The sequence below is a fragment of the Tenacibaculum sp. nBUS_03 genome (assembly GCF_051201695.1).
Lineage (GTDB): Bacteria > Bacteroidota > Bacteroidia > Flavobacteriales > Flavobacteriaceae > Polaribacter.
In genome coordinates, this window is record NZ_CP179214.1 from 221,851 (window position 1) to 233,057 (window position 11,207).

The following is an 11,207-nucleotide window of genomic DNA, read 5'->3' on the forward strand; positions in this document are numbered from 1 at the left end:
GGGTGGCAAATGTTGCTTATTTGAGAAGTAATGAACCCATTAACACGGATGAAAATTCAATGAGTGGACGTTTTTTATATACTTATAATTCAGAGCACTTATCAAATTTAGATAGAAAGGCTATAGATACTTTTAGTAAAAATTTTAAAATCGAAAAAGAATTTGATAGGTCAAAGTTTAGTAGTCCATTTTATATGCTTTTACATGCAGGGAAAAAGACCTACAGTAAGCCAATATACATTCTAGTAAATGAAAATAGTTTTAGTGCTGCAACGGTATTCACAACTGCATTTAAAGGATTGCCTAATGTAAAAATTGTAGGTGTAACAACAGACGGTTCAAGTGGTAACTCAATAAATATATATTTAAATAATTCAAACATTAGAGTTAAAGTGTCTACTATGTTATCATTTCAAAGAAACGGAAAGACCCTTGATGGAAATGGTACAGAGCCAGATATTTATATACCAATAGATTTAGAACAGGTTTTTACAGGAAAAGATACGCAACTGCAAAAGCTAGTTGATATTATTAACAAGCAAAGTTAATGTTTTTACAACTGTTGTATAGGATGATAGTTGAAAATTGGTTGTAATTGATTCAAAAATAAACAATTATTAATTGTTTTACAATTAGAGTCGTTTATTTATATTAACTAAATTTTTTGGAAGGCTTAGTTATGAATAATACCAATGAAACTTATATAATAATCAATAAAAATATATTATAAACTAATTAAATTTCAATGCAATTTATGTTGACGATTGAAACAAAAATTCCAGAATAATATTCTGAAAAAAATACTTTAAAGAATTATAAAAACAATACCAATAGTGATTGAAGAATTGACAACATCAATATACAAAAACTATTGGTATTTGAGCTATAACATCTTTTTTAGATAGATTAAGAACTATTCCTAGTAGCTAGTTATTATATATGTAGTCAAATGTAAAATTTCATCTTTTTAGAATCTACATATTTCATATAAGCGTACTATAGAACATTCAAAGTAAAATAGCCTTTTTAGAAATGAGAATAGAGTTAAGAGATAAATATGCTAAATAAATTCTACATTTAATTATCTTAGAGTACCTATTTAAAAAGTATTTTATCTTTTTACTGTATTTATAATTGTTAAAAATTATAGTGATTTATAAAATAACTGGTCTAAAAATACAAATATTCGTATTTTTATAGTATGAAAAGACAGTTTAATAAAGGGTTACGTTTTGAAAAATTCAAAGAAAAAAAAATCCCACCTTTCGATAAACTTTTTGATATCTTCAAAGAATTGTTAACCTACACTTCTGGAGATTTTGACGAAGCTTTCGAATGGTTAACACAACTGGATAAAGAATATAATTTAACTACTCCAGAATATACGCTCGATGATTTTTTAGAGGATTTAAAAAATAAAGGCTATGTAAAAGAGGAACTAGATGATGGTCAAGGTAATGGTGGTACCGAAATTAAGATAACTTCAAAAACAGAACAAGCACTTCGACAAAATGCGTTGAATCAAATTTTTGGGAAATTAAAAAAACGAGGTACTGGAAATCATAAAACCAAAGCAATTGGTAATGGAGACGAGCATACGGGTGAATTTAGAAATTTTCATTTTGGAGATTCGTTAGATCGAATTTCTATGACCGAAAGTATAAAAAATGCGCAGATTAATAATGGTGTCGGCAATTTTTCCTTAACAGAACAAGATTTAATTGTGCAAGAAACGAATTTTAAAGCGCAAATGAGTACCGTTTTAATGATAGATATTAGTCATAGTATGATACTGTATGGAGAAGATAGAATTACTCCTGCTAAAAAGGTAGCAATGGCATTAACCGAACTTATTAGAACCCGTTACCCAAAAGACACTATGGATATTTTGGTTTTTGGTAACGATGCTTGGATGATTTCCGTTAAAGATTTACCTTATTTAAAAGTAGGGCCTTACCATACAAATACCGTTGCAGGTCTTCAACTTGCTCTGGATATTTTACGAAGAAAACGGAATACGAATAAACAAATTTTTATGATTACCGACGGTAAGCCCAGTTGTTTACGCATGGCGGATGGTTCGTATTACAAAAATAGTAATGGTTTGGACAAGTATATTGTAGAGAAATGCTACAATATGGCTGCACAAGCCAGAAAATTGCATATTCCCATCACAACCTTTATGATTGCCAGAGACCCTTATTTAATGCAATTCATTGAGTATTTTACAAAAGCCAATCAGGGAAAGGCCTTTTATACCGGTTTAAAAGGTTTAGGAGAGATGATTTTTGAAGATTATGAGCAAAATAGAAAAAGAAGAATACGAAAAATTTAAAATAAAATTATTACACATTATTAATAAAAGTATCCTTTTAAAGCATACTTTACTAGAATATACAATATGAATCATCAGGATATAAAAACATTAGGTGAATTAAAAGCTACAGGTTATCAATCGTTATCTATAAAAGACGAGTTAAGAAACAATTTAATAAGTAAAATAAAACAACAAGAAACAGTTTTTACAGGTGTATGGGGCTATGAAGATTCCGTAATCCCTGAATTAGAAACGGCTATTTTATCGAAGCACAATATTAATCTTCTTGGATTACGAGGACAAGCAAAAACAAGGTTAGCACGATTAATGGTAACCTTGCTAGATGAGTATATTCCTATTGTAAAAGGATCTGAAATTAATGATGATCCATTACGTCCATTATCGAGATATGCCAAAGAATTAATAGCTAAATATAATGATGATACTCCAATTTCTTGGGTACACAGAGAGGAACGTTTTTTTGAAAAGTTAGCAACTCCTGATGTAACTGTAGCCGATTTAATTGGTGATGTTGATCCGATAAAGGCTATGAACCTGAAATTGAATTATGCAGATGATAGGGTGATTCATTTTGGGATGATTCCAAGAGCTAATCGTTGTATTTTTGTAATTAATGAAATTCCTGATTTGCAAGCTAGGATTCAAGTTTCTCTATTTAATATACTACAAGAGGGAGATATTCAAATTAGAGGGTTTAAATTACGGTTGCCTCTAGATATTCAGTTCGTATTTACAGCTAATCCTGAAGACTATACCAATAGAGGTAGTATTGTAACACCATTAAAAGATCGTATAGGTTCGCAAATTTTAACGCACTATCCAAAATCTATAGAAATTGCTAAAAAAATTACTGCGCAAGAAGCCACATATCTTAAAGAACAAAAAAATAAGATACATGTACCAGAGCTCGCAAGAGATATAATAGAGCAACTAGTTATTGAAGCGAGAAAAAGCGAATTTGTCGATTTAAAAAGCGGAGTAAGTGCTCGAATGAGCATCTCTATCTTTGAAAATCTTTTAAGTACTGCTGAAAGAAGATTGTTGTTAAATGAAGAAACATCCACCTCTGTTCGTGTATTAGATTTTTTAGGAACTATCCCTGCAATTACAGGAAAAATAGAGTTAGTGTATGAAGGAGAGCAGGAGGGAGCCGATGTTGTTGCTCAACTATTACTAAACAATGCTATAAAAACTATTTTTAATACCTTATTTCCTGAAATTAAAAAATTAAAAAAAGAGGGAGAGGCATCTGCATATGATGCTATATCGTCATGGTTTTCAACTAAAGAAGCTGTGGAGTTACTTGATGGTATGGACGATATGTATTTTAAAGAGCAACTTGATTCGATAGCACCTTTAAATGAATTAATCAAAAAATACCAACCTGAAATTTCTGAAAAAGATGTACCTTTTATGCAAGAATTTATACTTTGGTCATTATCTGAATATAAGATTTTAAATAAGGAACGCTTTAACACTGGTTTTCAGTTTAATGATCCATTAGCAAATTATATAAAAAGAATTTAGGTCTTATTTAAATGCTATCTATGAGTATTCAAAAGTACAGATTATAATAGGTGTGATTTATCAGAAAAAAAGGAAAATTATAATATTACTTTTCTAAAAAATAATAGATAATACTAGGGAATTGAGTTCTATTAAATAGAAATGCTGTTAAAAGTTAATAAAGTACATAAAATTGGATTCACTTACACAAATTGTATTAGGAGCTGCAGTTGGAGAGGCTGCTTTAGGCAAAAAAATAGGTAATAAGGCGTTACTTTATGGAGCAATTGGAGGAACTATTCCTGATCTTGATGTATTCCTAGGACTATTTACTGACACAGTTACTGCGATAGAATTGCACCGAGGTATTAGCCATTCTATATTTTTTTGTATAATTTTGGCCCCTCTTTTGGGGTGGTTAGTTCATAAAATAGAACGGAAGAAGAATCTTGGTTGGCAACCATGGACTAAGCTATTTTTTTTGAGTTTAATCACACATCCTTTATTGGATGCTTTCACTACGTGGGGCACGCAATTATTATGGCCTTTTAATATAAAAATAGCATTCAATTCTATTTTCGTTATTGATCCTTTGTATACGTTACCTTTTCTTTTTTGTTGCATTGCGGTTCTGTTTTGTTCGAGAGGATCAAAGCTAAGAATGCGATTCAATAGATTCGGTCTTATAATTTCAACAATATATCTTTTAAGTACACTAATCTTAAAATTATTGGCCTATAAAAAAATTGAAAAAGAATTAGACAATCAAGGTATAAAATATAGTTCAATCAGTACGCGACCTGCTCCATTTAATACTATTTTGTGGAATGCAAACATCGATACAAAAGAAAATTATCTTATTACAGATTATTCCTTTTTTGACACGAAACCTTTAAAATTCAAAAAGTTCCCTAAAAATCGTGAAAAGTCTAGTAGATTAATGAAGTATCTAAATGTACAACGACTAATCGCAATTTCTAATGACTGGTATATTATAGAAAAAAAAGGTGGTAATTGGTATTTTAATGACCTTCGGTTTGGGCTAATCCCAAGAGAAGATGGTACTTCTTTTTTTGCTTTTTCTTACCATTTAATAGAGAAGGAAGGTAAAATTCAGGTAATCGAAGTTCCTAAAACTAAACGTGAAGCACAATTTTTAATGCAACAACTTTGGCATAGAGTGATAGGGAATTAATAACCTCGAAGGTTGTCGTTTTAAGTTTTCTTCAATATATATTCTCTACGATAAGAGGATTCTTTTAACTAAACAATAATAGGTTAGTAAATTATGATTTAGAGAGTATACATTAAATTGTTTTTTTTTGTTTAATCTTTCAAGTTAATTGTTGAACATTTTGTATATTTACATATATTATATAAGTTATTAAAGTAATATAAATATGTTCGGAATATTCAAAAAGAAATCACAGAAAGAAAAACTTCAAGTAAAGTATGAAAAGCTTATGAAAGAAGCTCATACTTTATCTACGATTAATAGAAAAATGAGTGACCAGAAAACTTTTGAAGCCGAAGAAGTTATGAAAGAGCTAGAAAAGCTTAATTAATATCATAAATAATTAGATGTAAAATAATTAGCTATTATTTAAATGAACATTTTAAACATAGTATTAACACTATCAAGTGTGTCTTTTTTATTTTATGGTATTAATTGTCTATTTTCAAGGAAGATGAAGTACGAGTTCACTAGATTTGGCTTAGAAAATCAAAGGGTTATGACAGGGTACTTTCAACTTTTTGGAGCTTTAGGTTTAGGTATTGGTTATTTCTTTTTTCCGCTGTTAACTTTTATTTCCTCAGTTGGTTTAACAATTCTAATGTTTTCAGGATTTGCTGTTAGAATAAAAATAAAAGACAACATTTCACAATCATTACCGTCTTTAATGTTTGCACTTTTAAATCTATTTATTAGTATTGAATATTATTACTTACTTTTCTAATAATACATTACATAAATGCTATAAAAAGGCATAAAATTAAAAATAAAGCAGCTGGAAATGATTTTAATAGAGGATCTTTAATTTTAAAGTGCATGGCTACAGACCCAATCAAAAGAAAGGCTAGTCCTAAAGCTGCAAGCTTATTTAGTTTCGGAAACCAGATAGATACAAGCAATAAAATAGAAAATATTACTTTAAAAAAACCTACAATATAACACATTGTCTTTGTCAATCCGTATGTTTCAAACTCTTCCAACAATGTTGAAGCATTTCCACCTCTCCATCTTGTTTCTTTTCTGTTTTGTATGAGCCAAACATTTAGTATGCTTAAACTTACAATAATTTTAAAAGCAATAATTAAGTAATTCATACATAAGATTTATTTCGGTTTATAACTCTAACTGTATTAACAAATATACTAATTTTGTTTATATTTACATAATAATAATTAAACAAAACTAAGAATTGAATAAACAAGATTGTAAAATATATATTGTAGGTGCTGGTGTTAGTGGATTAATTGCTGCAACCGTTCTTGAAAAAAACGGATTTTCTCCAGTTGTTATTGAAGCTACCAATAGGGTTGGAGGAAGAGTCAAAACAGATATTGTAGATGGTTATCAGTTAGACCATGGCTTTCAAGTATTGCTATCTGCTTATCCAGCAGCTAAAAAATATCTTAATTATGAAACTTTAGATTTACAAAAATTTTTGCCAGGAGCTTCAATTTTTAAAAATGGAAAACAAGAGATAATAGGAGATCCGATAAGAAATAGTTCTTTACTTTTTTCAACACTATTTGCTAGAGTTGGGAATTTCAATGATAAATTTAAAATTCTTAAACTAAATAATAAATTAAAGAAAAAAACGATATCAGAAATATTTTCAGATAATGAACAAACAACATTGTCTTATTTAAAGGGATTGGGGTTTTCTTTAAAAATTATAAATGATTTTTTTATTCCTTTTTTTAGCGGAATTTTTCTTGAGAATAAATTAGAAACTTCTAGTAGAATGTTTGAGTTTATTTATAAAATGTTTGGAGAAGGAAATGCTACTTTACCAAAAGGGGGTATTGAAGAAATACCAAAACAATTGGTAGATAATTTAAAAAATACTATTTTTAAGTATGATACTCAGGTAACTTCTATTGATAATAGAGAAATAACACTTTCGAATGGTCTAAAGTTAGAAAGTGATTATATAATTGTTGCCACAGAACCTAGTAAATTTATTAAAAACTTAAAAAATCAATCACCCAATTGGCAAAGCTGCGATACCCTATATTTTGAAACTAAGAATAGAAACATTACAAAACCGATAATCGGTTTAATTCCTGTACATGATTCATTAATCAATAATATCTTTTATCATACCAGTCTAGAAACTACATTAAATTCGGATAAAGAATTACTATCTGTAACAGTAATTGATAATCAAAATCTATCAAATAAAGCAATCATAGAGCGTGTTCAGAGAGAATTAAGAGATTATTGTAATATAGATGCTATTAAATTTATCAAACACTACAGTATTCCAATGTCGCTGCCAAAGTTAGACAATTTGCAATACGAAATGTTACCATCCGAAACACGTTTAACAGAAACTATTTTCTTAGCCGGTGATGTACAACTAAATGGTTCTTTAAATGCTGCAATGATAGCAGGAGAAAGAGCTGCACTTGGTGTTTTAGAATCTATGTGATTTTTAATAAATATACATTAATGCAATTCGTAAATGTAGTAAGCCTTATAATGCTTTTTATATTATGTTAAATAGAGTATGCTAGAAGATTTTTATTATATTTAAGAAATCATGAATAGAAAACAGCATGAATAGAAAACAGAATTAGCGATTTTGTTATTATGATGTAATTTTTCATAATATCCAATTATAGCTACAAATGTATAGTTACAATAATAAAACATTAATAATTCAATGGTTCTTGAGAATGGCTTATTTAAAAAATGTTGAACCATTGTACAGAATATGAAATTCTCACGATAGTATAAAAAGAATGCCAATTGACCCGGGTAATACTGATTATTTATTAATCTGAACATTTTGGGTTATTTTACATAATAGAGAATTATAGCTATCAAATAAACCTAGAACTTCATAAGCCGTAATTTCTTTTAACATAATATCTACCGATATAAGTCTAAAGACATTATATCTGATATTATGCTATATAACCTGAAAAACGGCTATACAGAAATTACCATGTATTTGTACTATAATGTTCTGCGTTATGTAACTTTGCTTTGGCAAAAAGCTTTTACGAGCAACATCTTTTTTGATTTTTTTTTTCTCAAAAGTTTCTTTAAAAAATATAATGAAATACGCTTTGCCCGAAGCGACGATAGGAGTGAAGTGACAATGTGTATGGAGTGGGATTAATTTGTAAACTTATCTTTTTTAGTAACAAAGCCTTTTTCTTTAGCATAAAAAACGATTGTTCCTAGTGATATAGAAGAAGACATTTCTAAATTCCGATTATTGTAGCAATATTTAAGTATGTTTTTGCTTTCAAGTTCATTATGTTTTTCTTTATCTAACTCACATAAACTTAAAAAATATTTTTCACCAACATCATAACTAAAAGTACTAGCAATAGCTAAAGCAACTCTTAACCATTCATCAAAAGAACTTGTTATTGATAATTCTTTTCTTTTTAAATATTTAATTATAAGGTTAATCATTTTTCTATGGTCAGATTTATTTAACCCCTCTGTAGCATAGGCACTTTTATTTAGAGATTTACTTAAAGTCGATTTTTTAGATTTAACTTTCTCAACTGTTTCTTCTATTAGTTTGTCTTCATAAACTTCAGATTTTTTATTTAGATATAAATCTTTATCCCAAGAAACAAAACATAATCTTGTAACATCGCTTCCGCTATTATCTAGTTCAATATCATATTTTATTTTAAAATATTCTTTAAGAGAATTAAAACTTGATTTATGTTCTTTTGGTGTACTGTTTATTTTCACCAAAGCCTTTAACCCTTCATTTGATGGAGACAACCAAACTGAATAAATATATTTGTCTTTAGTTAATTTATCTTTAATATTATTTATGGTAGACAAATCAATATGGTCAATATCTAAAATCATAATATTGTTGTAAACATCTAAATTATCAAGCTTTCTACCATTCTTAAATGTTCCACAAAAAGTCACTATAGGCAATTTAATTTTTAAAGTTTTATAAGAATCATAATCTTTTTTACCAGTGAAATATCTACATTTTTCTATTATTGTTTTATATCTACCTTCCTTTATATCATTAAGTTCGTCCAATAAATTTGATTGAACAATGGATTTTGTATAGATATTTTGAAATCTAGAAACTTTCATTTTTAATTATAATTTTATAAGCCATAAATATACTATATTTGGTTTAAGGCGTAGGCAAGAGTGAAGTTTACTTCATTATGTTGAACAGGTATAAGAATTTATTCTTTAGGTGTTAGTAGCATTAATTATTTTAGTTATAATCGAAATCACCGAAACAATTTACGAACCTAATAATCCTGATGCTTATGGTTTCTGCTGTATTTGTATATCAGAGCAGCAATGTATCTCAATCAAATTGATTTCTACGCTCTACGCCTTATTTAAAATGAAAGAATTAGAAGATTATTATACAAACCCAGCGATAATTAAAATGCTTTGTAAACACAGAGCAGGAATATCTCACAAAAGACATAAAAAGCATATGTCTAGAGATATTAGCTTTCATAATAAAACTAATAAAATTACTATTTCACATAAAGATTCAGATTTTATTACTATTCAATCTTTATTTCCAACTCGCAGAAATTGGAAAAAGCTAAATCAGACAGAAAGACTTGACCCAAATAGATTAACAAATAGTCTAGAAAGAAATCAAGAGAGACTATGGAAATCGTATAAACTTGAAAAGTATCTTGTTGATTTTAAAGGAAAAACACCAGAAGAATGGTATAATAAACTATTATTATTCTGTGATAAAATTAGAAAAAAGGTTGAAGATATATCTAAAGATAAATATTTACTTCAAAAACCAATCATATTTCCTTTACCTAAATCAAATAAAAATGGTAAATATATCTATCGTCCAATTGCAAAATTTACTTTGGAAGACAAAATAATTACATCTTTGTTTTCTAGGTATTTAACAATAAATTTTGATAGTGTATTTTTAGATTGCTCTTATGCTTTTAGAGCAAGAAAGAATGGAGTTGTACCAAATCATCACGATTCAATTATTGAAATATTAAAATATAGAAAAAAACACAAAAAACTTTGGGTTTCTGAATGTGATATACAAAAGTTTTTTGATACAGTACAGCATAAACATCTAATTAAGATTTTTAATGAAACAATAGAAGAATTATTAGCGAAAGGAATTAAAATAACTGCCACAGCTATTAAGTTATTTTCCTTGTTCTTAGATTCATATTCTTTTAATTTAGATGTTCTTACTAAAAATAGCACACCAAAGTATTTTAAAGATAATGGAGTTCCAGTTGGTGAATTTGGTTGGGTAAAAAAGGAACTTATAGATAAGTACTCGCAAAAATATATTGATGAATTTAAAATAGGTGTTCCTCAAGGAAATGCCGTTTCTTGCTTTATTGCTAATCTTATACTTAATAATATTGATAAAGCTGTAAAAGAAGTTGATAAAGATATTTTGTATGTAAGATATTGTGATGATATGGTCTTAGCACATAAAGATGTTAATGTATGCAAAAAAGCTTTAGAGGTATATAAAGAAGGAATTAAAGAGAATTATTTACTTTATCACGAACCAAAAAGTTTTAACAACTATAAAGATTCTGCAAATGACTTTTGGAAAGTTAAATCAAAAGAACCATATTTTTTTGGAAATAAATATGCAGATGAGAAAAATATTCCTTGGCTTTCTTTTGTAGGTTATCAAATAAATTATAAAGGAGAATTAAGAGTTAGAAAAAGTTCTATTAAAAAGGAAATTAGTAAACAAATTAATGAAACACAAAAGATTTTAGTTTCTTTAGGTCTAAATAAAAATAGGCAATTACCTGATATTAATAAATATTCAAGAAAAACGATTAATCAAATTGTTTTTAGCTTACAGCAACGTTTAATATCAATGTCAGTTGGAAGGGTTACTATATATAATTATGATAAAAATAACCTAAAACAAGGTCTTTGTTGGATTAATGGCTTTCACTTATTAAATGAAAATAAAATTGCTTTAAAGCAATTAAAAGAATTAGATAAAAGAAGAGAACAACAGATTCTATATTTGAAAAGAATTATTTCACATTTAGATATAGAAACAAATGATGTAGATGATTTACCTAAATATATGGAAGATTTATATTTTGGCTTACCTTATAGCTATTATAATCATATAAAATGAGTTGTTAGATT

General features: G+C 27.9%; 10 protein-coding genes. 8 read left to right on the forward strand and 2 right to left on the reverse strand.

What is annotated here, in order from left to right:
- Positions 1 to 2: 2 nt before the first annotated feature.
- The 6 genes from ACMFBB_RS00950 to ACMFBB_RS00975 all read left to right on the forward strand — a co-directional run bounded on the left by ACMFBB_RS00950 (position 3) and on the right by ACMFBB_RS00975 (position 5,802).
- The gene (locus tag ACMFBB_RS00950) at positions 3 to 548 is read left to right on the forward strand and encodes a S41 family peptidase (RefSeq protein WP_435262605.1); all 546 of its coding nucleotides are present in this window, start codon (positions 3 to 5) and stop codon (positions 546 to 548) included.
- A gap of 653 nt (positions 549 to 1,201) precedes the next feature.
- Complete coding sequence (locus ACMFBB_RS00955; RefSeq protein ID WP_435262606.1) at positions 1,202 to 2,335, forward strand: vWA domain-containing protein; 1,134 nt, start codon at positions 1,202 to 1,204, stop codon at positions 2,333 to 2,335.
- Between the two features lie 66 nt (positions 2,336 to 2,401).
- Positions 2,402 to 3,865: an AAA family ATPase gene (locus ACMFBB_RS00960; protein WP_435262607.1), complete on the forward strand. Its 1,464-nt coding sequence runs from the start codon at positions 2,402 to 2,404 to the stop codon at positions 3,863 to 3,865.
- Positions 3,866 to 4,037: 172 nt separating this feature from the next.
- Positions 4,038 to 5,039 (forward strand): metal-dependent hydrolase, encoded by a 1,002-nt coding sequence (locus ACMFBB_RS00965; protein WP_435262608.1) that lies wholly within the window; start codon positions 4,038 to 4,040, stop codon positions 5,037 to 5,039.
- A gap of 205 nt (positions 5,040 to 5,244) precedes the next feature.
- Complete coding sequence (locus ACMFBB_RS00970; protein ID WP_435262609.1) at positions 5,245 to 5,409, forward strand: Lacal_2735 family protein; 165 nt, start codon at positions 5,245 to 5,247, stop codon at positions 5,407 to 5,409.
- A 42-nt stretch (positions 5,410 to 5,451) separates the two neighbouring features.
- Positions 5,452 to 5,802, forward strand: coding sequence for a DoxX family protein (locus tag ACMFBB_RS00975; protein ID WP_435262610.1), 351 nt, complete (start codon positions 5,452 to 5,454; stop codon positions 5,800 to 5,802).
- Positions 5,803 to 5,809: 7 nt separating this feature from the next.
- On the opposite strand, the gene ACMFBB_RS00980 is transcribed toward ACMFBB_RS00975, so the two are convergent.
- The gene (locus tag ACMFBB_RS00980) at positions 5,810 to 6,172 is read right to left on the reverse strand and encodes a DoxX family protein (RefSeq protein WP_435262611.1); all 363 of its coding nucleotides are present in this window, start codon (positions 6,170 to 6,172) and stop codon (positions 5,810 to 5,812) included.
- Between the two features lie 95 nt (positions 6,173 to 6,267).
- On the opposite strand from ACMFBB_RS00980, the gene ACMFBB_RS00985 reads away from it, so the two are divergent.
- Positions 6,268 to 7,506, forward strand: a complete 1,239-nt coding sequence (locus ACMFBB_RS00985) for an NAD(P)/FAD-dependent oxidoreductase (RefSeq protein ID WP_435262612.1) — start codon at positions 6,268 to 6,270, stop codon at positions 7,504 to 7,506.
- A 692-nt stretch (positions 7,507 to 8,198) separates the two neighbouring features.
- On the opposite strand, the gene ACMFBB_RS00990 is transcribed toward ACMFBB_RS00985, so the two are convergent.
- Positions 8,199 to 9,161: a BT4734/BF3469 family protein gene (locus ACMFBB_RS00990; protein ID WP_435262613.1), complete on the reverse strand. Its 963-nt coding sequence runs from the start codon at positions 9,159 to 9,161 to the stop codon at positions 8,199 to 8,201.
- A 265-nt stretch (positions 9,162 to 9,426) separates the two neighbouring features.
- Between ACMFBB_RS00990 and ACMFBB_RS00995 the strand changes: the two genes are divergently transcribed.
- Entirely contained in the window at positions 9,427 to 11,196 is a 1,770-nt protein-coding gene (locus ACMFBB_RS00995; protein ID WP_435262614.1) for a reverse transcriptase domain-containing protein, read from the forward strand.
- Positions 11,197 to 11,207 lie beyond the last annotated feature (11 nt).

Coding starts and splice junctions, on each gene's coding strand:
- ACMFBB_RS00970 (WP_435262609.1), top strand. CDS start 5,245: ATGTTCGGAATATTCAAAAAGAAATCACAGAAAGAAAAACTTCAAGTA.
- ACMFBB_RS00960 (WP_435262607.1), top strand. CDS start 2,402: ATGAATCATCAGGATATAAAAACATTAGGTGAATTAAAAGCTACAGGT.
- ACMFBB_RS00975 (WP_435262610.1), top strand. CDS start 5,452: ATGAACATTTTAAACATAGTATTAACACTATCAAGTGTGTCTTTTTTA.
- ACMFBB_RS00955 (WP_435262606.1), top strand. CDS start 1,202: ATGAAAAGACAGTTTAATAAAGGGTTACGTTTTGAAAAATTCAAAGAA.
- ACMFBB_RS00995 (WP_435262614.1), top strand. CDS start 9,427: ATGAAAGAATTAGAAGATTATTATACAAACCCAGCGATAATTAAAATG.
- ACMFBB_RS00980 (WP_435262611.1), bottom strand. CDS start 6,172: ATGAATTACTTAATTATTGCTTTTAAAATTATTGTAAGTTTAAGCATA.
- ACMFBB_RS00990 (WP_435262613.1), bottom strand. CDS start 9,161: ATGAAAGTTTCTAGATTTCAAAATATCTATACAAAATCCATTGTTCAA.